The sequence below is a fragment of the Actinomyces faecalis genome, assembly GCF_013184985.2.
Taxonomy (GTDB): domain Bacteria; phylum Actinomycetota; class Actinomycetes; order Actinomycetales; family Actinomycetaceae; genus Actinomyces; species Actinomyces faecalis.
In genome coordinates this window covers 714,939-739,270 of record NZ_CP063418.1, presented here as the reverse complement: position 1 = coordinate 739,270, position 24,332 = coordinate 714,939, and the positions used below count along the sequence as shown (strand labels likewise).

Below are 24,332 nucleotides of genomic sequence, written 5' to 3'. Positions count from 1 at the left end.
CGCCGCCCCCTCACACGTACCAGGGCACGAAGCCCTCAGCCGTCTGGTCCACTCGCTCCATGCCCCACTCGTCATTAGCCGGAGGCTGGACCTTCCAGTCACCCTCGACCCAGACCATGACCAGTGGCCAGGCCACCACCAGGCCGGGCTGGCGGCTGTCTGTGGCGGCGACCGATACCAGGACCTCGTCGGTGCTGCGGACCTTGACCTTGTAGCCGGTCACGGTGACCGCTGAGCCGGTTGACCCGTCCCACGTACGCCTGACCTCCTCCAGGAGCCGGTCGCGGTCGCTGCCGGGTGCCAGCAGCGTCTCAGTGGCGACGTCGAGCTGCTGGCGCGAGCTCATCCACTTGATCCAGCTGGCTGCCGCCACCACCGCACCCCGGGGCGAGTGGGCGTAGCAGCGGGTGACGCCATCGGTGACGCCCGGGCCTGCCCCATCGACGCTGGGCACCACCAGGCCAGGGGCAATCTCAATGGTGTCAACTCCCAGCGGCGTGGTCGGCACACTCTGGTCACCAGGTGCCAGGCCACACACTGAGTCCGACTCATTCCCCGCCACTGGCGCGCCAGCCTGAGAGACGGAGACGTCAGTAGGGGTATTGGGCGCGGGGTCACTGCCTGTCAGCCACAGCGCGACCGCCCCGACCACCAGGGCCAGGAGCATGACCGCCGAGACGATGAAGGCCGGACGCGTGAACGGCGACGGGGTCGAGGTGACGTCGTCAGACACAGGATCACACGCCCGGGACCAGGGCGGAGCCGATCGCACCAGCACCGCCGACCACGATCGCACCGATGAAGACGAAGCCCAGCGCGCGCACGACGCGCTCAGCCCCGTCACCTGCCCGCCCCATGGAGTTGAGCATGATGACGATGCCGGCGATCAGCAGGGACAGGACCGCCACGATGCCTCCGGCCCACATCGTGTAGCCCAGGATCATGTTCACCTTCTCCGTCACGCCAGGCGGGGCCTGCGGGGTGGGACTGACCAGCGGAGCCAGGGTCACCAGGTGGCTGTAGAGGGTCATCAGCTGTCCTTTCGGTATCCGGGCACGCCCTGTAGCGCCCGGGAGATCTCACGAGGAACTGGCTGGCCCCAGGCCGGAGCCAGACGCCACCGCGCGGTCCACGGCACCACCACCGAGGCCGGGTAGGCGCCCGACGCCATCGCCAGGGCCTCACGCAGGGGCCGTGGCAGACGCCCTGGGGCGTCGGCCATCCACACCACTGCCAGCAGCCGGGCACCAGGAGCCTGGCCAGCAGCCCACCCCACAGCGGCATCACGGGCAGCCTCGATCCCAGCGCAACTGGTCCGCGCGACCACCAGAACCTGCACCGTCCCGCCGCTCAGGTGCGGCCAGGCCGTACCACAGTCCCCCGCCCCCAGCAGCCGAGCCAACGTCGTCGCCCCGGCCCCGCCATGAGCGCCGGTGACCCACAGCCCCGCCTGCTCGACCTCCCGAACCGGCAGCCTGCGCCCACTGGCACGCACACCCGTGACCGTGCCAGGGCTCCACGCCACCGGCGCCGCAGGCGCAGGCGCAGCCGGCGCTGGAGCTGGAGCCGGGAGCCAGGGATTGGGCTGGGACATCGTGGGGAGCCTCCTCTCACCCTCCACGTACGCGATGAGCGCACCCGAAGACAGGAGCACACGTGGACACCGAGGTCACTCACCAGTGGGTCGTCACCGTCGACGGCCAACCCCCAGCCCGCTCCCGCTTCTACCCCCTAGCCGCCGCCTCCTACGCCGACGCAGTAGCCGAGTACGCACACGACGCCGCCGCCTACGGCATGCCACCAGTCCACGCAGTCGCCTTCTGGTACAGACTCACCACCATCACCCACACCCAATGGGTCCCCGTCGACGCCGACACCGACTACAGGCCCCTCATCGACGCCGCAGCACGCGCCCTGTCAACCACCACCAGCACACGCATCATCGGGGACCACCCCACCCAAACCGGCATGTGACCACAAACACAATTGTCTGGGTCTCATTGTGAGACCCAGACAATTGAGATCTGCATCACAGAGGTTTACGCAGCCATTTTCTGGGCGGCCCACAGCTGCACAACATCCCCCGCACGCCGAGCCAGCTCAGCCTCATCCAGCCTGAGGATCGATGCCGCTGACCCGCGGCGTGAGCCTGCCAACAGCGTCATCCACGCCCGAGCGCACTCCTGCCCGATCCCCAGGTCCGCCAGGCGAGGGTCGATCGCGGCAGCCGTATGGCGACGTGAGGCGCCCACCATCGCCACCTCCACCAGCCGCTGGGTCCCCGCCCACGCGACCGTCTCCTCCATGCCCGCCTCGACGAGCGCCTCGACCAGCCCCGTCAGGCGCTCCTCGAAGTCATCGACCCCGAACGCCGAGCTCGTGGAACCTCCTCCAGGACGCACGCCCTCCTCGGGCACCAGGTGCGGGTCCACCGCCACAGCCTGCCGGTCGTCGAGCTCGTAGCCCACGCGGGCCACGATCGTCGTCCACCACGCCCAGGGCCGCGACGCCCTGACGATGGCGTCGCTACTGGTGACCAGCGCCTCCCAGGCGCGCGTGGCGGTGTCCAGCACAGCCTCGTCGCGGCTCATCGCGCCCAGGTCCTGCGCGCGGCGCACCGCTCCCGCGAACTGGCCGGACGCCTCCACCATGACCGTACGGGCCAGCACCTGCGCCGCACCACCCTGCCACTCATGGCTCGCAGCGTGGGCGATCAACTCGCGCAGCCGCCCATCATCATCAGGACTGACGACCTCACCCTCGCTACTGACCACATCCATCCCGACAACGTGGTGGGCCTGGCTACCTGTGGTGGCAGGAGCTGATACTCGCTCCACCAGGCGATAGCGGGTCGCCCCCTGGCGACGCCCACGCCGGGATCGTCGCTGCTCGCGCACAATCACACCGCGGCGCTCTAGCTCCCCCAACGCACGGAAGACCGAGGCCCGTGATCGGCCTGTGGTCGTCATCAGGTACGTCGTGGACGCGATCGCGCTGCCCCGCCAGTCAGCCAGGCGCGCCAGCTCACCGGCCACCAGGTGCTCGGTGGGAGACAGGCCCGCCAGCGCCTCCAACCACCCTCTCCAGCTGACCGCCTCCATCACCGGCCCCCGTCAGCGACCACGGTGGGAACCATCGACACACCGGTAGCGTCACTGACCTGGCCCCACTGGTTGGAGCCCCAGGCCACGACCGACCCGCCCTCCATCACCGCCCACGTGTCCCACCCGGACGTCCCCAGACTCACCGCGCGCCCGTCCAGCTCCACCAGGGTCAGGCCCACCGGGTCAGCCGTGACCACCCCACCGACCTGGCCGACGCGAGACGAGCCCAGGCACCACACCTGACCGTCGCTGATCGCGCAGGTGTGCTCGGTGCCCGAGACAAGCTCAGACACAGGCCCAGGCAGGTCACCCACGTGCACCGCCTGCCCGGCAGGCGGCACCTGCGCCACACCCAGCTGCCCACTATCACCCGCGCCCCAGGCGTACACCGCCCCAGACCCGGTCACCGCCACAGCGAAGCCCCGGCCCACTGACAGCGCCTGCACGGCGCCGTCGATACCCGAAATCTGTGAGCGTGCTGCCGTGCCCCCGTCAGCGGCAGCACCCCAGCACGCCACGCCCTCAGCGTCTGCCTGACACAGCCACGACCCGGACCCAGCTCGCAGCACCGCCGGCGCCTCCGGCTCAGCCGCAGCGCTGGCCTGCCCCTCGGATGCCTCTGGTGCCTCCTGATCCGCGCCAGACCTGATCGTGCTCACAGCCCACGCTCCAGCAGCGATCACAATGATCGCCACTAGCGCCAAAGCCGCCACAACGATCACTCGCCCGTGGCGGCGTTTGTCTCCTCCCCCAGGCTCCTGTGCTGGCTCCCACTGAGCTGCCCCAGAGGACTGCGGGACGAACAGTGCAGGCGCAGGCACAGCATCCGCCATCACCGAGGCAGGTGAAGGCGCCGACACCGGCTCAGACACGTCCGCGCCCTGAGCTGCAATGTCCGTGGGGACCGTGTCTGCTCCACCGGCCACGCCCACACGCACCACACGATGAAACTGCGGGCGAGCTGCTGACTCATCATCAGCGTCGACCTCGGGTGCTGTCGCAGAGGTCGTAGCGGGCGGTGGTGGTGCCACACTGCCTGCACCCGGCAGTGCCTGGCCCGCACCCGCCGCACTGACCGTGCCGTCAGGCGCGACCGCGACCTGCCACAGCCCGCTGGGCTCACTGACCTCCATCACCAGCGCCCGCCCCGCCTCCCGGGCCGCACGCGCCACGAGCTGGCGCACCTCCTCGCGCGCCGCCTCCAACCCGGCCCCGCGCAGCGGCGTCGTCCGACCCGCCACCGCCACCATCCCTGAGCCACTCCCAGTCAGGGTGACTGTCACATCCGCCATCGCTATCTCCCCCGTCGTGACCCGACCACAGCCACCCGCCACCGCGTGACCCGGTGGCGGGCGACTGTCACCCGCTCACGCCTCGTGACGCCCACGACGACGCGAGGCCACCATCAGGCCACCCGCCGCCGCACTCACCGCCGCAGCCACACCCAGCACCACAGCCTCCGTGCCCGTGTGCGCCAGCCGCGCACCACTGCGATAACCAGACACCGCCACGTACCGGCCCGGCACCGAGGCATCCGGCACGACCCACGTCGACCCCGACGGCGCCACCTCACCCAGCGAGTACGAGCCATCCGACACGTCCACCACCGGCGTGACCTGCGGGTCAACCACCGTCCCCGGCGCCACCGGCACGCCAGGCCGAACAGGCTCTGTGGGCTCCTGCGGCAGCCCAGGGTCAGGAGCAGCCGGGTCCGTGGGACCCGAGGTACCAGGGTCGCCAGGCCCCACCGACCCGTCCGCCTCCGGCGCGACCGGGTCCGCAGGCACAGGACCCGTGGGGTCAGCCGGGGACGGGTCGGTCGGCACCGGCTCACCAGGAACCGGCTCACCAGGAACCGGGTCAGCCGGCACCGGCTCAGCAGGTACAGGATCGACCGGGGCCGGGTCGACCGGGGCGGGGTCCACCGGAGCGGGCCCCACCACCGATACACCACCCAGGCCATCCGGGACAGGCTCCGCGGACACCGGATCCACCAGAAGCGCAGAACTGGCAGCCACACCAGCATCCAGGCTCGGCACATGGACGGGCGCCTCAGCAGCGCCCGCAGTAGGGGCGAGAACGACCGCCCCCAGGGCCAGGGACGCGGGCGCCAGGGACGGGCCCAGGGCGCGGGCTGTCTTGGAGTGACGCGGAGCCAAATGCTTGGGCTCGTACTTGCCGTTGCGGTGCGTAGCCATCAGAAAGGTTTCCTTCCTTAAAAACAATGAGTGTGATCGCAAAACTGAAATGGGGGGTGAGCAGTGCAAGCAGCGTCAAGCGTTGTTCACGCTGCTCACCCCCCTGGCGGGCCTGTCGCGTAAGCCCTGCGCGGCGTGGTGCGTGCCCCCGGAAACACCGCCCCACACGCATCCGTGACACCGCCACCCCTGCCTCCACCCGTGGCCCTGACCACCCCGATACACGGTGACCAGGGAGCAAGGAGGAGCCTCAGACCAGCTCGACGTCAGCCATCTCGCTGCCAGCCACCGTGTTCCTGCGGCGACGCACCAGCACCACGCCCGAGCCGACCAGGCCAGCAGCGCTCACACCCGCCAGGGTGGCAGCCGCACCAGTCCTGGCCAGCCTGCCGGGCTTGCCCGGCTCGCTCACCCGCACCGTCTGGCCCTCGTCGTTGATGTCCTCGTGGGAGGCGATCTCAGTGTCCAGACCCTGCTCGAACACCTTCTCGAACGCGACCACGTCGCGGCCCGCAAGGTCAGAGGTGTCGAACGCGAAGGTCACCGTCGCGCAGTCAGTGGACGTGGCTGGGGTGAAGTCGGAGGAGGCGGTGACCTCCTTGCCGTCCTTGCCCACGACCGGCTTGCCGGTGGCCTTGTCCATCAGACGACCGGTGACCGTGTAGGTCCGCCCCGCGACGAACGTGGTGTCGTTCCTGGGGCACACCTTGTCCTCCAGGGTGACCGGGCCGGGAGCGACCTCGTGGTCCCCGTCAGCCCTGTCGGTCAGCGTGGTGCCCACCTCGGGCTCCTCCCCGCCCTCGACGGTCTGGCCCTCGTCGTTGATGTCGGTGTGCAGGGCCACCGTCGTGCCGTCCAGCGCCACGGCCTCGAACATGACGACCCTCTTGCCGTTGAGCTTCTTCGCTGGGATGGTCACGTCCACCAGGCCGCAGTCATCCTCAGAGGCGGGAGTGAACTCCGCGCTACCCGTGTACGGCTTGCCGTTGTCATCGAGGACGGCCTGGCCGGTGGCCTTGTCCATGGCGGTAGCCGTCAGCGTGTAGGTCTGACCGACCTTCAGGCTCTTGCCCGGGGCCTGGCACACCTTGTCCTGGATCGTCACGTCCCCCGTGCTGGCCAGGAGCTTGTCGCCGTCTGCCTTGTCAGTCGCCGTCGTCCTGATCTCCGGCGGGGTGGGCTCGACCCGGACCTGCTCGTACTTGTCAGTGACCGAGGAGGCGTAGGGCTCGGTACGGTCATCACCCGCGAAGGAGGTGACGAACACGTAGGTGCCCGCCGGAGAGCCCTCCAGCATCTTGAACTTGCCCGAGCCCACACGGTCCACGTAGCCGTTCCTGGCGGGGACAGTGACCTCACCGATGAGCCGGGCCTTGTCCTTGTTCGCGTCCACCACCGGCAGGTCAGCGGGGAAGAAGTACAGCGACTGCGTCATCTCGTCCACGTCAGCCGCGAAACCAGCCCCACCCTCGAAGTCCGTGTGGTCGGCGTCAAAGCCGTCCACGTACAGGCTGTCCACCAGGTAGGTACCCGACTTAGTCACGTTGGACTGGATCGTGGAGTCCACCTCCACCCTCTCACGCACACTCGTGGTCTCATCAGCCAGGCCCCACGAGTCCGACCAGTCCCCAGCCACATAAGAGCTGTAGTCACCCTGGTCGGCCTTGACGACCTCCCACACCCAGGTCACGAACTGCGAGTCAACCGGCGCATCAGTGGTGATGGTGGCGGTGTAGGTACCCGGACCCGTCGCCGTCACGGTCGTGGAACCCACGACCTGCGCGCCCGCAGGCACCTCACCCGGGACCTCAGCAGGACGCTGGCCCACGTAGTACGCCGTACCCCGGAGCACCACCGGCACCAGGTTCCCCGCCCCGTCGTACATCCACTCCGGAGACTCGCTGTAGGACTCGTCAGCCCTGACGCGGATCGTGTCCGACAGGGACGTGGCAGCGTGGTCCACAACCTTAGACCCAGCATCCACCACCGATGACGTAGCCACCGGCTGGAAGTCATAGAACACACGGAAAGGCTGTCCGGGCTTGGTGACCTGCTGCGGATCATACGGACCGGAGACGCCGATCTCGTCCTGGACATTGCCAGCACCGTCGTACCTGACCATCTTCCCGCCAGGAAGCTGGTAGTAGGTGTCAAAGGCGACCTCACCGTTGCCGGTTGCTGTCCAGGCCAGGGAGGTAGCAGTGGAGGCGGAGGTGCCGGTCCAGGTGTCAGTGCCGGTAGCGTCGAAGACGGCCGGGCCTCGCAGGACCACCTTGACCGGAATACCGGTGATGACGCTGCCGTCGTCAGCAGTCACGATAATGTTGTTGATCGTGCCGGTGCGAACCTGGGTGGGTGCGGAGGCGCTGGGGATTTCGTAGTTCTGGGGTGTGTTCTGCTTGCCCCAGGATGCGTAGCTGACGGCAGTCGCGTAGGCGTCGGGGAATGCCTGCTGGATCGCAGCGAGCATCCCGGGCACGTAGGAGCCCCTGTCGTAGTTGGCGTGGGCCAGGATCGACAGCGCCGCGCGGCTGTTCTCTTCGTTGACGCTCTCGTACTGGGAGAACACCGTGTACGTCTGAGCCGGGTTCAGGCTCAGCTCACTCGGGGTGTCCCCGCGCTGGTCCTGCGCTGCGAGCTCAGCAGGGTTAAGCAGCTGGTCCGGGGTCGGCGCGAGGGCGGACCAGTCGATGCACCAGGCCAGCCCACCGTCCGGACCACGGTTGGCTCCCAGCCAGTGGGTGTTGGTACCGCCGAGGGTGTAGCGCAGCTCGTAGCCGCGCCCGACGTTGACGCCTCGGTAGCCGGAGGTCTCGGAGGCGTCCACAGCATGAGCCTGAGGGATAAAAGCATCGCTGGCGACCGCACCTGCCAGGCCGGAGAGGGCCAGGGTGCCGGTCATAGCGATTGCTGCGCAGCGGCGCAGCATCGCCCGGCGGGGGTTTGCGGCTAGGCTGGAGCCCAGTCGTGAGCGGTGCGCCGTCGGCACACCCGGAGTGGTCGTCTTGACCATATTTCTGCGTCCTTTCAGGATGCGGATTCGGACCGACCCGCAGGAGTGCGAGTCGGGGGTCTAGGCCCTGGCAGGCAGGCACGTGGTTTCCTAGGCCTTACCGGCCTGCCCACCAGGGAGTCTGTGTCGCAGGCACGCCGCTCACGGCGCCCCACGAAGTCTGTGCAGTTGTGTTACTTGACCTCGCAAACCCGGGCAGGGTCACCTGAGGTATCGCCGCAGAACTTGATGTAGCCATCACCCGGGAGCACGGTCCAGTCTGAGAGGCCTCCGCCGGACGAGGAGCCGCCACCAGACGGGGCACCACCACCTGTACTACCTGTCGAGGCGCTACCGCCGCTGCTGGTGACCCCACCGGCCCAGCCGCCGCCTGTATAGCCGCCGCCGCTGCTGTAGGAGCCACCGCGTGAGGCGGTCCCACCACCGCTGGTGCGGGCGCTAGCAGAGGCAGAGCCACCACCACTGGCAGCGGGGGCTGCTGCTGTGGCCTGGGCTGCGTCCCAGTCGGTGCGGGCCTGGGCCAGGGCGGCGCGGGCCTCCTCAGCCGCACCCGTGGCATCGGTGAGGGCCTGAGCCTGCTCGCTCACCGCGCCACGGCTGGTCCTGTCGACCTGTCCGGCAGCCTCGATCGCGGCGCGCAGGGCCGTGGCTGCCTCGGCCGCGGTGGTGCGCACCGCGTCGTCAGCCACCTTGCCCTCGGCCTCAGCCACAGCGGCCTCGACCTCACCGGCCTTGGCGCCTGCGTCAGCCACCGCCTGGTCCAGGGCGGTGGTGGCGGTGGCCAGCAGCCCCTCCTCCACGACCTTGGAGGCGTCAGCCAAAGCAGTCGCAGCGGTGGTCAGGGTCTTGTTCTGCTCGTCCAGACCCGACCGAACCTTTTCTAAAGCCTTCTTGCTTGCCTTCGCATCACACGCGGCGGGGGCGGTCTCGGTGGCGCTCGTCGCACCGGCCAGGGCCTCGTCCAGGGCGTCGCGCTGGGAGCCAGTGACCGTGGCGTCGTCCTCGGCCTCAGCCAGCAGGGCGGTAGCGTCCTCAGCGTCCTGCGCCAGGCTGGCAGCCGCCTCCTGGACCTGCGTGTGGGCGGCCTGGCACGCGGCCAGCGCCTGGGCGCGGGCCTGGGACTGGCTGTGGTGCCACCAGGCGCCACCGCCCGCACCGGCCAGCACGACAGCGATCGCCGCGCCAGCACCGATCAGCACCTTCCTGGACGGTCGGCGCGAGCCTTGCGGCGCGGACGCCGTTTCGACACGGTCCGGCTCGTGGGGGTTTGTCGGGGTCACGGGGTCGTTCACGGGGGTTCACCTCGGGGGACAGGATCGGGTTCGGGATCTGGGATCGGGATCTGGGATCTGGGATCTGGATCTGGGTTCGGGGTCGGTGCTGGTGGTGATGGTAGGCGGTGGCACCGACACTCACACGGGTCGTAGAGCGTGGGCGCACGTATCACGCCGCCCGGCCTGGTGGTCCCTCACGAGCAGCGCCTGCTGACGGCTGGGGCGCTGGCGCCCGGCCCGTGGCCGGGGCGGGCCGGTGGGCGGCCAGGAGCCTGCGGGCCTCCACGGCCAGCTCGACCCAGGACGCCTCCGGCATGGTCTGGCGGGCGGTCTCCAGGGCCTGGTCCCAGGCCGGGTCCGTCTCGCGGCTGGTGGCGGCCAGGGCCTCCGAGCGCGCCGCACGCTGCCGCTCCAGGTCATCCTGGGCACTGGCCGACGGACGGGCCAGGGCCGCGGGCGCCAGCTCGGGCGCCACGTTGGCCTCCAGGCGGTAGCCCACCAGCGCGCTCAGGCGCCGCGCACCCCCAGGCGGGGGCGGGGCGTCCATGAGCGAGGCGATCTGTGAGGGGGTCCATCCCGCCTCGACCCGCTCACGCAGCAGCCCCGCGACCTGGGCCGCGCCCGGGGCGTCCATCGGGTGCATCCAGGCCGGCAGGCAGGCGGCGATCAGCCCCGCGTCCCGGCCAGCAGGCGCCTGCCGACCGGCAGGACCGGCCGAGGCAGGCGAAGCCACCGAGGCCGACGAGACCGACGAGGCAGCCTGTCCACCGTCACCGCCGCCGTCGTCAGGCCCGACCTGACCCGACCCGACCTGCGCAGACTCGCTCGCGTCCTGGTGAGACTTCGGGGTCTGGTCAGGTCTGGTCTGGTGGTTCTCTATGGTGGTTTGGATAGTAGTTATACCGGTCACCTGGTGACCGGTAGCCCCCCGGATTTGACCGGTAGCCCCTACCTTCCGGTCAGACTGACCGGTATAAGTGTTTAAGCCAGAAACTCGGTGTCCAGCAGAGTTACCCACAGGCGAGTTTTCCACAGGGCCGCCCCTACCGGTCAGATTGACCGGTAGCCCCTCAGCGGAGTTGTCCACAGGCTCCTCAGCCTTCGTGGCCGGCTCGGTGAGGGTCTCGGCCAGGGTCTGGGGCTGGGTGCCGATGTGGAGCTGGTAGACGTTGGAGGCACGTCGTTTGCTGCCGTCCTCGTCGACGACGTAGCGGTGGGTGGAGGAGATCAGTCCCATCTGCTCGTAGGCGCGCAGGGTGCGGCGCACCGTGGACTCGGACAGCTCGGCGGACCGGGAGATGGCCTGCTGGCTGGGCCAGCAGCAGCCGTGCTCGTCGGCGTACTCGGCCAGGACAACGAGCACGAGCTTGTTGGGCACACCCTGCACCTCGTGCAGCGCCCAGTGCACAGCCTGGAAGCTCATTATTCCCACCTCCAGGTGCGTGTGCCGCAGCAGGTGCAGGTGCCAGTCAGGGCGTGGGGGAAGAGGCCGTCAAGGTCCGCACCAGCTGACGCACAGTCGTTGTCTGTCCTGACGGAGAGAAGGACCTCGCTGACCTCGGCGAGCACGCCGTGGCCGCTGGGCTGAGGCAGCAGCAGGACAGTGGCCTCCAGCCACCAGGAACCGGGCTCCAGGACACCACTCACTCGACGCCGGGCCTGGAGCAGCCCTGGCAGCGTCGGGCCGCCGAACAGGGCGCTCGACACGATCAAGCCGCTACCAAGCCGGTGGCGGGCGTCTACCAGGTCCTGCACACCGCAGCAGACGAACCCCAGGTAGGGGAAAGAAGCGGTCATGTCCGCAGGCATGACCGGGAAGCCAAGCAGCCTGGACAGGCCCTCAGGAATGCACGGAGCCTCGTAGGCGCTACCGGTAGCCAGGGCGTTGCGATAGTCCGCCCAGGCCTGCCACTGGGCTGGCGCCCACTGAGCAAGGTACGAACACACGTCCCACTGAGCGGAGCATCCTGCCTGGAGGTACATCGCTAGCGCCTCAAGCCACTGACCAGCGGAGTGGTCACGCCCCTCACGCAGGGCGTCAAAGGCGGCTACGACCTCAGGGCCGGTGTTCCACGCCCCCTCGTCACACCCAGCAGCGTGAGGGGTCTCGGCACGGAAGAAGGGAATGATCTTCCCAGCCGGGGAGGAGCAAAGACGCATACGCGCCCCACACTCCCGACCCGAAGTGGTCCTACCAGAGCACGTCAGTCCACCATCGCTCACAGCAGCCTCCCTCCACGACCTGCGCGGCGGGCGAGAGCCCAGGCTCGCCGGATGAGGCTGAGAGCCTTCCTCATAGCGTCGGAGTGCTGGTTCTTGGGCGCGGCAGCGGGCTGTGCCTGGGGAGCAGCCAGGGTGCGTCCTGAGCGGGTTCGAGCCATGATTATGCGGCCCGGGTCCTGAACTGCCTCAGCACTCGTCGCCACACGGCAGCCTTCAAGGCGGGAGCGCTTGCGTCGACGGGACTTGAAAGAGATGTTCATGCCATCCACCACCTTTCCGGTGACCCGCCAGCCCAGGACCAGCCAAGAGTCCAGGCATCAACTGCCCCACCGGTGCTGTCGAGGTCGTGCTGGGTGGTGGTGGGCTCGCCCAGCAGGTCGGTCAAGGCCTCTGGCCCCCAGTCGCGCAGGCCAGTGACGACCAGCTCGGTGACCTGCGCACACACCCCTTGCTCGCCGTCAGGCAGGAGCGTGCCCCACAGGCCGACCGGCCCGACCACCTGGTCCCCGTCCAGGCCACATGCCTGATCCACCGACAACGCGCACACCTGCTCAACAGCGTCCAGGTTCACGCCGAACATGTCACCGCCCAGGCGCACGTAGTCGTTGTCAAAGATCCGCATGTCCGCAGCCAGTCGCGCCTCCCCCAGGCACGGGTATGGGCGTCGCCACCCGGTCGCCTGCGGCGGGGCCGCAGTCAGGGCCACCTTGTCGCCGGGGTTGATCAGGGCCGAGTAGTACACACGTTTGGGAAGACCCGTTGCCAGGCGGGCCGGCTGCCCCTCTTGGATAGCGGCGTGGAAACGCGCCCACCGCTCCCACTCCCCTGCGCTCCAGCGTGAGAGCTCCTCGTCACTGATACCAGTTGCTAGGCGCAGAGCGTCGATCCAGTCCTGAGCACGCCCGCTGCCCTTGTGCAGGGCACGCACCACAGGAGCAGGGTCATCGCCCCTGGCCAGGACGTCTCGCACAGCCCCCTCGTCACACCCAGGAATATGGGGACCATCGTGAGCGGTACGCCAGTGCCCGCCCACCCCAGGTCCGCTAGCAGGGACAACCAGCGCCTGGCACCGGCCCCCGTCAGCACACACCCCCGGGCAGCGCACGCCCCCGACAGGCAGGCTCATCACACCCATCACCGCGCTCCTTCCAGCAGCAAGGCCACAGACCAGGCACCGGTGTCGTCCCAACGCCGAGCCCGCACGAGCCCGTCACGGTGCAGCCCAGCCAGGGCCCCATCCACACGGGCAGGACTCATCCCCACCCGTGGGGCCAGCTCCTTCGGCACCAGACGACACCGGCCCTCCTCATCGGCGGCACTGGCCACGGCCAGCAGCACCAGCTTGTCCCCCAGGCACGCGCACCGCGTGGCCCAGGCAGCCTCCACGTGCTCCATCACCGCGCACCACCACCCTCAGCCAGGGACCTGGTACGTGGGCCGTGCGCGCACAACCCACGTACCAGGTGAGAGGACACCGTGTTGGAACCACGGCACCTCACGGGGCGGCGGTCGGATGTCACCGCCCACGCCAGGACAGGGAGAACCAGTCCCTGCACCCGGCACCAGACCGCAAGGAAACACCTGCGGTCCGATAGATGAAAGGTCCCCCAATGCTCAAACGAACCTTCCACCTGACCATCGGCACCCGCACGTGGCGTGTGCCGATGGAGCACTGGTACGCCGTCTACGACCAGGTCGATGCGATCTGGCAGCACGGACACGGCGGACTCTGGTTCCCCACCAGAAATGGGCGGGACGTCTACGTCTTCATAGACCGCACCACCCCGGTCACCCTCCACGGATAGCCGGAACCAGCAGCTCGAGCACCTGGTACGTGGGCTGTGCGCGCACAACCCACGTACCAGGTGAGAGGACACCGTGTCGGAAGCACGGAACCTCGCAGAGCGGAGGCCAGACGCCACCGCCCACGCCCACCTAGGGAGAACGCCTCCCCAGCGGGCAGAAGGACAGACAGAAGGGCTCTGTCGTCCCCCAGAAAGGAATGAGCCATGAACAGCGCGTTCACGCTCACCATCGGTCACCACAGCTGGCAGGTCGACGCTGACCACTACCACCACGTGGTCACCAGCCTGGACAGGATCTGGCACGACGGTCACGGACTGGTCCGCTTCACAGACCACACCCACGCCACCTACACGGTCTACGTCCCCGACGGCACCCTCATCACCATCCAGGACACCAACACGCCACACCCCACCGGGTGACCCAACCGGTGGGAGGGAACCTGTCAGATCCCTCCCACCGGCCGACCACCCGCACGCGCGCGGTGTGCGCCCACCACACACGTCACAGGTGCAGGGAAACCACGTCGCAAGCACGGCACCCCTGCGGGCGGCGGTCAGACACCACCACCCAGCCAGGACAGGGAGTACCAATCCCCGCACCCGGCACCAAGCCAGAGGCAGGACTCCTCCGGCTTGGAACAGGACAGACAGAACGGCTCTGTCGTCCCATCGGAAGGAGAACGCATCATGCGTACGTTCACCCTCACCATCGGCACCCGCGCATGGCACGTACCCATGGAGCAGTGGTGGGCCGTACACGACCAGATCGACACGATCTGGCACCACGGCCACGAAACACTCCGATTCCCCTGCCGAGGCAAGGACACGCGCGTCTTCATCGACCGAAGCACACCCGTCACCATGCACGGCTAAAGAGAACCCCGAGCTCACAGCCCTGGTACGTGGGCCGTGCGCGCACAACCCACGTACCAGGTGCGAGGCCACCGTGTCGGAAGCACAAGGCCTCACCGGGTGACGGTCAGATACCGCCACCCCACGCCCACCCGAGAAAAGAACTCCCGGAAGGGCAGGAGGACAGGCAGAAGGGTTCTGCCGTCCCCCAGCTGGAGACAGGTCATGAACAAGGAGACGTTCACCCTCACCATCGACGGCACGAGCTGGCAGATCCCGTGGGACCACCACTACCAGATCATGCAGGGCCTCGACGAGCTCTTTGCCAACGGCAAGGCCCTGATCACCTACGGCGTCGGAGACCACCACCAGGTGCTCTACCTCAACCATCCAAGAGTGATCCACGTCGAGTGCTAGCCAACCCACACCATCCCTTGTGGTGGGCCGCGCTACTAGTGCGGCCCACCACACCGGGAGGCGGTCAGGTACCGCCGCCCCGGTACGCCAGGAGTGCGCGCACCCCACACGTACCAGGCGCGAGGTAACAGCCCTAGGAAAGCCGTACCTCGTAGGGCGGCGGTCGCAAGCCACCGCCCACGCCCACGTGGGAACAAGGAATCCCCAGCGGGCAGGAGGACAGGTACGAGAGCCGCACCGTCCACCCGGCGAGCACGGACAGCGCGCGCCGGTCGCAACACCACGAAGGAACAATTCGCATGCAGTCCTCACGACACACCACCTCCCCTACTCGCACGATCCATCTCGGCGAGCCAGCGAATGCCCAGCAGCACAAAGCGCTGCGGCGCCTGCTCGCCAAAGAAATGAACAAGAACTGGGACCTGCCCGTCATGCCCACCTTCGGGGACACCGACCCCACCCACGGCAGGCTCATCGGCTACTGGGACGGCAAGCAGGTAGTGGCAGGAGTCTTCACCACCCCACCCGCACGCGAGGCCGAGCAGCTTCTCAAGCTGCACCCCGGCAACCACAGCGCCTACCAGTGGCTCCTGACCAAGGTGGTAGTCGTGCATTACCTCTTCACAAAGCGCGCGTACCGAAGCAAGGGTCTTGCCAGGGATCTCATCGCCCAGGTCACGACCCTGGCGGTCGACCAGGGCTGCGACCACGTCATCGCCGTCCCAACCAACCCAACCGCCGAACACGTCTTCCGCAAGAGCAACTACCTCGTGCTTCCTTACGGTGTCAGCCTCAGCGTGAGCAGTCATCACCATCGCGTACTCCTGGGAACACTGCCCGCCGAGCCTGACGTGCGCTACGCGCTTGCCACACTCGGCCACACCAGCCACTACACCATCACGCCGCAGCACTGACGCCGGCCCACGCAGCACGAGCAACGGAACCTCGTTCATCGCGCACCACCACCCACAACCAGGGGCCTGGTACGTGGGCCGTGAGCCCACAACCCACGTACCAGGTGAGAGGACACCGTGTCGGAAGCACGGAACCTCGCAGAGCGGAGGCCAGACGCCACCGCCCACGCCCACCTAGGGAGAACGCCTCCCCAGCGGGCAGAAGGACAGACAGAAGGGCTCTGTCGTCCCCCAGAAAGGAATGAGCCATGAACAGCGCGTTCACGCTCACCATCGGTCACCACAGCTGGAAGATCCCTCAGGTCACCGACGTGATCGTGGCCGGCACCAGCGCAATAGACCTCCGGCATCCTCACCACGGCAGGACCTCCTGCCCCACCAGCTCACCCGCAGCATCAGGGGACGCAGCCGAAGCAGCAGACGAGGCCGAGGTCGCAACCTTTGGAGTGAGCAACTGTTCTATGTCTTCCCGCAGGAAGAACTTGCGGCGCGCACGTGACCCCGGCAGCTCGATGTAAGGAAGCAAGCCATCCTTTGCCCAGCGCAGGACCGTCTGAGCGGACGTACTCGGCAGCAGCGCAGCAGCCTCGGCAGCACTGAGGTAGTCATGACCAAACTCAGGATTCCTAACGTCCATAGGCAACAGTATGACCCATGACGGAATGCAGTGCAACTACCCAACGTTGACAATCTTGACGCTTCTTTATATGATTGCCCCATGACGAAACGCCAGAAGTCCGTCGGCCTCACCCCCGACCAAGCTATCGGCATGACCGTGAATCAGGTGATGTTCTCGAACAACATCACCCGCGCCGAGCTGGCGCGGAGGATAGGCGTCGCTCCCCCGACTGTCTCCATGAAACTCAGAGGGCAGATCGGCTGGAGCCTAGAGGACATCTTTGACACGGCCGATGCTCTCAACTTGGACGTCCAAGACATCATGCCGTCACGCGACGCGGACGGAAGATGGACACCCGCTCAGTACGTGCCCGGGCAGCAGAAGGCCCCGGCACCTGTTGGTGCCGGGGCTCCCTCTCTCGTAGCGGGGACAGGATTCGAACCTGCGACCTCCGGGTTATGAGCCCGGCGAGCTACCGAACTGCTCCACCCCGCGTCGGTGAAAGCAATACTAGGCGGGCCTCCAGGCCATTTCAAACCCGTTACCCGTGCCTTTACTCACCCGCGTGTGAGCCAGTCCCCTCGGGGCTGACATGCTCGCCCGAACAAGGACGACGGCGCAACAACCTGGCACCTGCCAGGCCACTGCGCCGTCGTCGCCGGAACAGGCTGCTGGGCACCCGCTAGGCTCCCAGCGACCTCTCCCCCTACCTCTTCAGCTCCTCCTGAGCGGCGATTGCCCGGTTAAGTGCCTCATTGAGCTGGGTCTGAGCCTCACCATAGGCGGTCCAGTCACCACTCTTCATGGCCTCGTTCGCGGCGGTCATTGCACTCTGAGCATCTGACAGAGCCGTATCCAGCCGTGTCTGCGCGTCGCCGGCGGACCCGCCTTCGGCCGGGGCGGCGGTAGCAGCCTGCGTGGGAGCAGCACCGGCGTCCTGGCTCGGAGCCGTCGTCGCCGCCGGCGTACCGTCAGTGTCGACCGCCCCAGCCGCCGCGGCCTCGGCGTCTGAGGTGTCGTTGGCTGCCGCGGCGTCTCCGTCGACGACGTCCTCGCCGGTCTGGGCCCCGGAGTCCCCGCCAAAGACCTGGTCCAGGGCCTCCGACAGCGTGTCAGCGAAGCCGACCTTGTCACCGAAGGAGACCAGCACCTTGCGCAGCAGAGGGTACTGCGTGCCCGAGGAGGACTGGACGTAGACCGGCTGGACGTAGAGCAGACCGCCGCCCACCGGAAGCGTCAGCAGGTTGCCCTTGATGACCTGCGAGCCCTGCTGGCTGAGCAGGTTGAGGACCTGGGACGCGGTGGAGTCAGAGTCGAAGTTGTTCTGCACCTGGCCCGGGCCAGAGACGTTGGACGAGCGCGGCAGCTCCAGCAGCCGCAGCGTGCCGTAGCCCGGGTTGCGCACCCCCGCCTCACCCGAGGCGGTCTCAGAGTCCACCGCGAGGAAGCCGGTCAGCACGTTGCGGTCGGTGTTACCACCGATGATGTAGACACTGGACAGGGAGAAGGAGGCCTTGTCCTGGTCCGGCATCTTGAGCGTGAGGTAGTAGGGCGCCTGCGCGCCGGAGCCGGACTTAGTCGGGTCGTCCGGGACCTTCCAGAAGTCACCACCGGAGTAGAAGTCCTCCGGGTCGGTGACGTGGTACTTCGCCATGACGGTGCGCTGGACCTTGAACAGGTCCTCCGGGTAGCGCATGTGGGCCATGAGGTCTGAGCTCATCTCGCTCATCGGGGTGACAGATCCTGGGAAGACCTTGGACCAGGCCGCCAGGATCGGGTCCTCCTCGTCCCACTCGTACAACGTCACCGAGCCGTCGTAGGCGTCAACCACGGCCTTGACCGAGTTACGCACGTAGTTAGACTTCTCCGGCGCCCCAAGCAGCGAGGACCGGCCTGTCGTGGCGTCCGCCATCGTGGCCTCCAGGGACTCGTGCTGGGCGTAGGGGTAGTTGTTCGTCGTCGTGTAGCCGTCGAGGATCCACACCACGCGCTTGGGCGTGGCAGGGTCGTCATCGTCATCGACCACCGCCGGGTAGGGGTTGCCGTCCAGCGTCAGCCACGGCGCTACCTTGGACACGCGCTGGGCCGGGTTGCGGTTGTAGAGGATCTGCGAGCCGTCACGCACCTCCTGGGAGAACAGGATGTTCATCTCCTGGAAGCGCACGGCGTACAGCAGACGGTTCCACGGGTTGGACACGTCCGGCCCGCCGTCGCCCGCGAAGGTGGTGTTGACCTGTCCGGAGTCCGACTCGTCGTCGGGGTAGTCGAGCTCGCGCGGGTTACCGCCGTCGTCACCACCCACGATGGAGTAGGACGGTGAGGCCTGACCGAAGTAGATCCGAGGCTCGTACTCCCCCAGGTCACCGGTCGACGGGATCCCGCCCTCCCAGAAGGAGGGGTAGCCGCCCGAGGCGACGGTGTTGCCGTAGGCCGTGACCACGCCGTAGCCGTGGGTGTAGACCGTGTGCTCGTTGATCCAGGTGCGCTGCCCGGCGTCCAGGCCGTCAAGGTTGAGCTCACGCACCGCGATGACCGTGTCCCGGGACTGCCCGTCCACGTTGTAGCGGTCGACGTTGAGGTCGGAGGCGAAGGAGTAGTACTGCTTGTTCTGCTGCAGCTGCTTGAAGGTCGCTGAGACCAGGTTGGGGTCCAGAAGACGGATCGAGGTCGTGGACTCGGCGTCCTCCTTGAGCTGCCCCGCCTGCGCGGTGGTGGCCGCGTTGTAGCTCGTCGTCTCGATGCCGTCCAGGCCGTAGGCCGACAGCGTGGCGTCGATGTTGCGCTGGATGTACTCGGCCTCCTCACGCTGGGCGTTAGGGTCGACGACGAAGCGCTGGATCACCAGCGGGTAGCCCGTGCCGATGAGCAGGGCCGAGGCGACCATGACCACGACTCCGGTCACCGGCAGCTTCCACGAGTGCGCCCTCACCGAGGCGATGAAGAGCACCGCGATGACGACGGCGATCGCAGCCAGGATCGCGTTAGCCGGGATGACGGCGTTGACGTCGGTGTAGCTCGCACCGTCGAACTTGGCGTTGGAGGAGTAGAGGGCCTGGTAGCGCCTGAGCCAGTAGCTGGCCGCCCGCAGCAGCGCGAACAGCGCCAGGAAGACTGACAGGTGGATCCGCGCCGCCTTGGTGAAGTGGGGCTGGCGAGCCACCGAGATACCTCCGTAGAGGTAGTGGACGACGACGCTTGCCAGACCGGCGAAGACGACTACCCGGCTGAGGTAGGACACCACCATGGTCAGTACCGGCAGGATGAAGACGTAGAAGGACACGTCCAGCCCGAACTGGGGGTCCGTGGTGCCAAACATGCTGGAGTTCAGCGCCAGCATGACCTCACGCCAGCGGGGTACCAGCTCTGTCCCGGCCGCGAACACGCCCAGCACCGCAGGCACGATGAGGGTCAGCGGCTTGCGCATCGGCTCGAAGGCGGTGCGGTAGGACTCCAGGTTCCTGGAGGCCTCGTCATAGGGAAGCGTGATCTCCCTGGCCCGGTAGGCCCTGGTCATCGCCAGGACCACGGCGAGGAACATGATGAGGGTGCCGACGCCGAACATCACGCCCGCCGCGATCCACCGCGTCCACACGACCCGGGAGAAGCCGAGCTGGCTGAACCACAGCACCTCGGTCCAGCTCCGCGACAGGAACAGCAGGACCACGGCCAGGCCGGCCAGGATCATGAAGGTCAGAGCCAGGGGCCCAGGCCCACGACGTCCTCCCCGCTCACGCGGCCGGGCCTGGCCTGCGCCGTCGTCGCCCGAGCCCTTGCCACGAGAGCCCTGCTCCGGGCGCTGCCCGCGCCCTGCCGCACCTGAGCGGCCGGCCCCGAACAGGGCGGTAGGGTCGAGGCCGAAGGGGAAGCCGGCGCCCTCAGGCCGGTCGTCGTCCTCCTCACGCCGGGGCTCGTTCTTCCGGGCGGAGGGCCCGGAGGCGGCCGGGTCACCGTCGCGGTGCGGCGCGCGGGTGGCGTCGGGCTGGAAGAAGCCGCCGCGCACACGGTCCTCACGGCTGGGGACAGGGTCCTCGTGGTCGCCCGGCTTGTCTGCGGGCTCGTCGTCGGGCCTAGTGCTCACGTTCACTCCGTGTCGTGGTTGGCGCTGCGCAGATGCGCACGGAACTGCCGGCTTCAGGCGCCGGACCCGCTCATCGTCCCACAGGTCGCGTCAGCCCCACAAAGACGCCCACGCACCGGCGTCCGCCCGAGGCAGAGCCGTGCCGGGGCTCGCGGCACCGAGCCGTCGGCCTCGCTAGTCTCGGACCATGTCTGGCACGCCCTCACCCACCACCCTCCCCCCTCTGCCCGCCTCCCAGGCGGCACTGGCCCGCGTCGTCGCCGAGGTCGAGGAGCACATGTCCCACCGTGGCTGGGACGCACCGGTCGCCGTCTTCGCCCTGGTACGCACCGCCACGGCGCTGGAGACGGACCCGGACCTCGCCACTGTCCTGGACGAGGCGGCCCTGGCTGAGGCGCAGCAGGACCCGCACGCCCTGACCGTCATCGAGCAGGAGCAGCTGCCCGAGGCCACGGGCCTGGAGGACCTGCTCGCCCAGCTCGCCTGGCCCGAGACCGTCGACGGCGTGGCGCTGAGCGTGGAGCGGGTGACCCTGCCGCCCTCGGCCGAGGAGGAGGCCGCCTCCATCGAGGACCCGAACGAACGCATCGCCTTCCTTCAGACCCACCCCGCCCGTGACGACGTGAGGATCGTGGTCGGCGTGCTGCGCGACGGCGAGGCCTGGTGCGCGGTACGCACCCGCTCGCGCGACACCTCCGACGCCGTCGTCCAGGGCGAGGCGATGGTGCCAGGCCTCATCGAGGCCCTGGGCTCGACCTTCGCCTGAGCGACCGCGCCCGGGACGACGGCGCGCCCTGCCTGCACGCCGTCCACGTCCGGGCGACGAGTGCGGCTCCCGGTCGCCTCAGGCGCCGTAGTCCTCGTCCTGGTCCCCGGGCCCTGCCGGCCTGTTCTCGTCGGCCTGGGCGGCGCCGTCGGCGTAGCCCAGCGTGCCGTCAATCAGCGAGGCGAGGTCAGCGTCGATCTGGGTGTCCATGTCCTGCGCCGCCCGTCGCATGGTGAGAAAGTCCTCGGGGCTAGCCAGCTCCACCGCCGTCGGCATGACGTCCGGGTGCTGCCAGAAGGCGTCCCGCTCGCTGTCGCCGACCTCCTGACCCAGCAGGGTCCACAGCCTCGACGCCTCGCGCACGCGCCTGGGCCGGAACTCCAGGCCGATGAGCCGGGCGAAGACCTGCTCAGCCGCCCCGCCCGCCAGACGGCGACGCCGCAGCATCTCCTGCAGCGCCACGGCGTGAGGCAGGTGGGGGGCCGTGGCCCGGGCCGTGACGACCTCGACCCACCCCTCGACCAGCGCCAGCAGCGTCTCCAGACGCTCCAGAGCGCCCTTCTGGGCCTGGGTCTCCTGAGGAGCGAACATGCCTGACTCCAGGGCCTGTCGGATCGCCTCCGGGTCGGAAGGGTCAACCTGCGCGACGGCAGACTCCACCGCCGCGGTGTCGATGCGGATCTCGCTGGCGTAGGACTCCAGGGCGCCGAGGACCTGGCTGCGCAGCCACGGCACGTGCGCGTACAGGCGCGCCGTCGCCGCCTCGCGCACGGCCAGGAACATACGGACCTCGTCCTCGCTGGACTCCAGCCCCTCAGCGAAGGCCGTCACCCCCACAGGGACCAGGGCCGTTCCCGGCCTGCGGCTCAGCGGCAGGCCGACGTCGGTCGCCGAGACCGCCTCCGCGGCCAGCTCCCCGATCGCGCGCCCCAGCTGCAGCCCGAAGGCCGTTCCTGCCATCGAGCGCATGACCCCGGACAGCGCACCGATCTGACGCGCGGCGTTCCCGGCGGTCTCGTCACCGTCGGAGTCCTGGCGCAGCTGGTCGACCTGGTGACCGAGAGCGTCAGCAAGAGCGCCAGTAGCGGCGCGGGCTACCGGCGCGCACACCTCCTTCCAGGTAGGCAGGGTGCGCTCGACCCACTCGCTGCGCGACCACGCCTCCCGCTCTCCCGGCGCCGGCATGAAGTCCGTGACCGTGTCCAGCCACAGGTCCGCCACGCTCAGGGCCTGGCGGCTGTTCTCAGCTACGGCAGCGGTGATCGCGGGGTCACCGGGAACGCGGGCGGTCTGCAGCGCGAGCTCCTTGCCCATGGCCCAGTTGACGGCCTGCCCCGAGGAGGAGCCTGCCATGACCTGCTGCATCTGGGCCTGGAGCGCCATCATCTGCCCGGGACTCATCTGGGACAGGTCGGGCAGGCCGCCCATCCGGGCGAGATCAGCCGGATCGACCCCGGAGGCGCGCAGCGCGCCGACGGCGTCACCGGCCACCTGCGGTCCGAACAGCGAGGACAGCATCTGCTCGATCTCGTGGAAAGGGTCCTCATGGGCGGAGCTGGACATGGATTCCTCTCGGTTGGTGCCCGAGCACTCGGGTACGTGCCGCAACACACGTATGCTCCCACGCATTCCTGGATGCCAGCCGGACGCGAGCCGAAGAGCCTCTCGCACCTCACGGGAGGGCTCCGCCCTCGTCCTGCCTCAGGAGATCCACGCAGCACGCTTCCAGGCTCCTGACGCATGATGGTCGCCGTGACCAGCCACCTCACCTCCCTCGACGGCGCCCGGCCTGCAGGCAGTGACCGCTCACCTCGACACCGTCCTCGACGGATGCGGTGGTGGGTGTCCTGTCTCGTTCTCGCGGTCGTGATCGCCGTCGCCGGGGCGACCGTCCCGGTCAACGCCGTCATCGAGAGCCCCGGGCCTACCTGGAACGTGCTCGGCTCCGCCGATCAGGAGGGTGCCGGGACGTCGGGGCAGGCTGATGACGTCGGGGCCACAGCGGTCATCGCCGTTGAGGGGACCCAGACCTACCCGGCAGCAGGAGCCCTGCGGATGACCACGGTGGCGGTACGCGGCTGTCCTGGCTACCCCGTGACCACCTTCGACCTGATCACAGCGTGGCTGAGTCCGGAGCAGACGGTGGTGGACAGAGAGGCCGTGTGCCCCTCCTCCATGAGCGCCGAGGAGGTTGAGCAGGCCAACCAGGCCCAGATGACCAGCTCGGAGCAGGCGGCAGTGGTCGCGGCGCTGCTGGAGAGCGGCGAGGCGAGCCGCACGATCCTGACCGTCCAGGGCACCGCCGATGAGCAGAAGGGGGCGGACGTCCGCCCCGGCGACGTCCTGGTCTCCCTGACCCGCGAGGACGCTGCGACCACGACCATCGACACCTTCAGCCAGCTCCGCCAGCTGATGAGCACGATCGCTCCGGGCACCTCGGTCACCATCGGCCTGGAGCGGGACGGGCAGCCGTCCGAGACGAGCCTGACCACCATCGCCCCCAGCGACGACGACGGCGACGGCACCCCCGACTCCACCGGCTCCCTGCTCGGTCTCATGCTCCAGGTCATCGCCGACTCACCAGTCACCGCCTCCTTCGGTCTGCAGGACGTCGGTGGCCCCAGCGCCGGGATGATGTTTGCCCTGGGCATCATCGACTCCATCACTCCGGGTGACCTCACCGGCGGCCAGGACGTCGCCGGGACGGGCACGATCTCGGTGGACGGCGCCGTCGGCCCGATTGGAGGGATCGCCCAGAAGATGGCGGGGGCCAAGAGCGCCGGCTCGTCCTTCTTCCTGGCTCCTGCGGACAACTGCGCCGAGGTCGTCGGCCACGAGCCCGACGGGATGCAGGTCTACGCCGTGTCCACCCTGCACGAGGCGGTTCAGGCCGTCGAGGCTATCGCAGCCGGTGACACCAGCCCCCTGACCAGCTGTCAGTCCGTGCTCAAGCAGTAGGCCGCATCTCCACCGGCAGACCGCGATCACGAGCCAGTGGACACATAGGCCGCTCGTTCCCTTAGTCCCCGTCGGGCCGAGTGTGATCAGCGAACCTGTGGATACATGGGT

The 24,332-nt window shown here is 68.5% G+C and carries 25 protein-coding genes and 1 tRNA gene; 9 read left to right on the top strand and 17 right to left on the bottom strand.

Translation table 11 applies throughout. The features are described from left to right. Positions 1 to 10: 10 nt before the first annotated feature. From HRL51_RS02965 to HRL51_RS02955, 3 genes are read right to left on the bottom strand one after another with little or no spacing between them, the layout of a single operon-like run. A complete protein-coding gene (locus HRL51_RS02965; protein WP_172193307.1) occupies positions 11 to 733 on the bottom strand; it encodes a DUF8175 domain-containg protein in 723 nt (240 codons plus the stop codon). Positions 734 to 737: 4 nt separating this feature from the next. Continuing rightward, the gene (locus HRL51_RS02960) at positions 738 to 1,031 is read right to left on the bottom strand and encodes a hypothetical protein (RefSeq protein ID WP_172119587.1); all 294 of its coding nucleotides are present in this window, start codon (positions 1,029 to 1,031) and stop codon (positions 738 to 740) included. Next, positions 1,031 to 1,594: a DUF6668 family protein gene (locus HRL51_RS02955; protein WP_172193305.1), complete on the bottom strand. Its 564-nt coding sequence runs from the start codon at positions 1,592 to 1,594 to the stop codon at positions 1,031 to 1,033. The genes HRL51_RS02960 and HRL51_RS02955 overlap by 1 nt, the downstream gene beginning before the upstream one ends. A 62-nt stretch (positions 1,595 to 1,656) precedes the next feature. On the opposite strand from HRL51_RS02955, the gene HRL51_RS02950 reads away from it, so the two are divergent. After that, positions 1,657 to 1,974, top strand: a complete 318-nt coding sequence (locus tag HRL51_RS02950) for a hypothetical protein (RefSeq protein WP_172193303.1) — start codon at positions 1,657 to 1,659, stop codon at positions 1,972 to 1,974. A 65-nt stretch (positions 1,975 to 2,039) separates the two neighbouring features. Here the strand turns inward: HRL51_RS02950 and HRL51_RS02945 are convergent, their stop codons facing one another. From HRL51_RS02945 to HRL51_RS02900, 10 genes are all read right to left on the bottom strand, one after another. After that, positions 2,040 to 3,101, bottom strand: a complete 1,062-nt coding sequence (locus tag HRL51_RS02945) for a helix-turn-helix domain-containing protein (protein WP_172193301.1) — start codon at positions 3,099 to 3,101, stop codon at positions 2,040 to 2,042. Further along, positions 3,101 to 4,396 (bottom strand): RCC1 domain-containing protein, encoded by a 1,296-nt coding sequence (locus HRL51_RS02940; protein WP_172193299.1) that lies wholly within the window; start codon positions 4,394 to 4,396, stop codon positions 3,101 to 3,103. The genes HRL51_RS02945 and HRL51_RS02940 overlap by 1 nt, the downstream gene beginning before the upstream one ends. A gap of 75 nt (positions 4,397 to 4,471) precedes the next feature. Next, positions 4,472 to 5,302: a hypothetical protein gene (locus HRL51_RS11865; RefSeq protein WP_194256537.1), complete on the bottom strand. Its 831-nt coding sequence runs from the start codon at positions 5,300 to 5,302 to the stop codon at positions 4,472 to 4,474. 250 nt (positions 5,303 to 5,552) lie between these two features. After that, on the bottom strand, positions 5,553 to 8,315 hold the full coding sequence (locus tag HRL51_RS02930) for a VaFE repeat-containing surface-anchored protein (RefSeq protein WP_172193297.1): 2,763 nt from the start codon (positions 8,313 to 8,315) through the stop codon (positions 5,553 to 5,555). A 173-nt stretch (positions 8,316 to 8,488) separates the two neighbouring features. Next, positions 8,489 to 9,514 (bottom strand): hypothetical protein, encoded by a 1,026-nt coding sequence (locus HRL51_RS02925; protein WP_172193295.1) that lies wholly within the window; start codon positions 9,512 to 9,514, stop codon positions 8,489 to 8,491. A gap of 244 nt (positions 9,515 to 9,758) precedes the next feature. Then, positions 9,759 to 11,012 carry a helix-turn-helix domain-containing protein gene (locus HRL51_RS02920; RefSeq protein WP_172193293.1) on the bottom strand — a complete coding sequence of 418 codons (1,254 nt, stop codon included), beginning with the start codon at positions 11,010 to 11,012 and terminating at the stop codon, positions 9,759 to 9,761. Next, positions 11,012 to 11,749, bottom strand: a complete 738-nt coding sequence (locus HRL51_RS02915; RefSeq protein WP_172193291.1) for a hypothetical protein — start codon at positions 11,747 to 11,749, stop codon at positions 11,012 to 11,014. The genes HRL51_RS02920 and HRL51_RS02915 overlap by 1 nt, the downstream gene beginning before the upstream one ends. Before the next feature lie 59 nt (positions 11,750 to 11,808). After that, positions 11,809 to 12,072: a hypothetical protein gene (locus HRL51_RS02910; protein WP_172193289.1), complete on the bottom strand. Its 264-nt coding sequence runs from the start codon at positions 12,070 to 12,072 to the stop codon at positions 11,809 to 11,811. Further along, positions 12,069 to 12,782 carry a hypothetical protein gene (locus tag HRL51_RS02905; protein WP_172193287.1) on the bottom strand — a complete coding sequence of 238 codons (714 nt, stop codon included), beginning with the start codon at positions 12,780 to 12,782 and terminating at the stop codon, positions 12,069 to 12,071. Before HRL51_RS02905 ends, HRL51_RS02910 begins: the two co-directional genes overlap by 4 nt. A 164-nt stretch (positions 12,783 to 12,946) precedes the next feature. Further along, positions 12,947 to 13,210, bottom strand: coding sequence for a hypothetical protein (locus HRL51_RS02900; RefSeq protein ID WP_172119597.1), 264 nt, complete (start codon positions 13,208 to 13,210; stop codon positions 12,947 to 12,949). Between the two features lie 212 nt (positions 13,211 to 13,422). Between HRL51_RS02900 and HRL51_RS02895 the strand changes: the two genes are divergently transcribed. From HRL51_RS02895 to HRL51_RS02875, 5 genes are all read left to right on the top strand, one after another. Then, positions 13,423 to 13,617 carry a hypothetical protein gene (locus tag HRL51_RS02895; RefSeq protein ID WP_172193285.1) on the top strand — a complete coding sequence of 65 codons (195 nt, stop codon included), beginning with the start codon at positions 13,423 to 13,425 and terminating at the stop codon, positions 13,615 to 13,617. Between the two features lie 204 nt (positions 13,618 to 13,821). After that, positions 13,822 to 14,037: a hypothetical protein gene (locus tag HRL51_RS02890; RefSeq protein WP_172192438.1), complete on the top strand. Its 216-nt coding sequence runs from the start codon at positions 13,822 to 13,824 to the stop codon at positions 14,035 to 14,037. 267 nt (positions 14,038 to 14,304) lie between these two features. Beyond that, positions 14,305 to 14,490, top strand: coding sequence for a hypothetical protein (locus HRL51_RS02885; protein WP_172192436.1), 186 nt, complete (start codon positions 14,305 to 14,307; stop codon positions 14,488 to 14,490). 204 nt (positions 14,491 to 14,694) lie between these two features. Then, a complete protein-coding gene (locus HRL51_RS02880) occupies positions 14,695 to 14,886 on the top strand; it encodes a hypothetical protein (RefSeq protein ID WP_172192434.1) in 192 nt (63 codons plus the stop codon). A gap of 299 nt (positions 14,887 to 15,185) precedes the next feature. Next, positions 15,186 to 15,800 carry a GNAT family N-acetyltransferase gene (locus HRL51_RS02875; RefSeq protein WP_172192432.1) on the top strand — a complete coding sequence of 205 codons (615 nt, stop codon included), beginning with the start codon at positions 15,186 to 15,188 and terminating at the stop codon, positions 15,798 to 15,800. A 352-nt stretch (positions 15,801 to 16,152) separates the two neighbouring features. Here HRL51_RS02875 and HRL51_RS02870 read toward each other — a convergent pair whose 3' ends face one another. Then, complete coding sequence (locus HRL51_RS02870; RefSeq protein WP_194256536.1) at positions 16,153 to 16,437, bottom strand: helix-turn-helix domain-containing protein; 285 nt, start codon at positions 16,435 to 16,437, stop codon at positions 16,153 to 16,155. Between the two features lie 81 nt (positions 16,438 to 16,518). On the opposite strand from HRL51_RS02870, the gene HRL51_RS11860 reads away from it, so the two are divergent. After that, positions 16,519 to 16,881, top strand: a complete 363-nt coding sequence (locus HRL51_RS11860; RefSeq protein WP_216666163.1) for a helix-turn-helix transcriptional regulator — start codon at positions 16,519 to 16,521, stop codon at positions 16,879 to 16,881. On the opposite strand, the gene HRL51_RS02860 is transcribed toward HRL51_RS11860, so the two are convergent. Both HRL51_RS02860 and HRL51_RS02855 read right to left on the bottom strand, forming a co-directional pair. Beyond that, positions 16,841 to 16,914 (bottom strand) — tRNA-Met (locus tag HRL51_RS02860). The genes HRL51_RS11860 and HRL51_RS02860 overlap by 41 nt on opposite strands. Before the next feature lie 211 nt (positions 16,915 to 17,125). After that, positions 17,126 to 20,497, bottom strand: coding sequence for a UPF0182 family membrane protein (locus tag HRL51_RS02855; RefSeq protein ID WP_425321741.1), 3,372 nt, complete (start codon positions 20,495 to 20,497; stop codon positions 17,126 to 17,128). A gap of 187 nt (positions 20,498 to 20,684) precedes the next feature. Between HRL51_RS02855 and HRL51_RS02850 the strand changes: the two genes are divergently transcribed. Continuing rightward, positions 20,685 to 21,263, top strand: coding sequence for a PPA1309 family protein (locus HRL51_RS02850; protein ID WP_172192430.1), 579 nt, complete (start codon positions 20,685 to 20,687; stop codon positions 21,261 to 21,263). A 78-nt stretch (positions 21,264 to 21,341) separates the two neighbouring features. Here HRL51_RS02850 and HRL51_RS02845 read toward each other — a convergent pair whose 3' ends face one another. Continuing rightward, complete coding sequence (locus HRL51_RS02845) at positions 21,342 to 22,826, bottom strand: zinc-dependent metalloprotease (protein WP_172192428.1); 1,485 nt, start codon at positions 22,824 to 22,826, stop codon at positions 21,342 to 21,344. 180 nt (positions 22,827 to 23,006) lie between these two features. Here HRL51_RS02845 and HRL51_RS02840 point away from each other — a divergent pair, with 180 nt between their 5' ends. Then, a complete protein-coding gene (locus tag HRL51_RS02840; RefSeq protein ID WP_244960265.1) occupies positions 23,007 to 24,221 on the top strand; it encodes a YlbL family protein in 1,215 nt (404 codons plus the stop codon). Positions 24,222 to 24,332 lie beyond the last annotated feature (111 nt).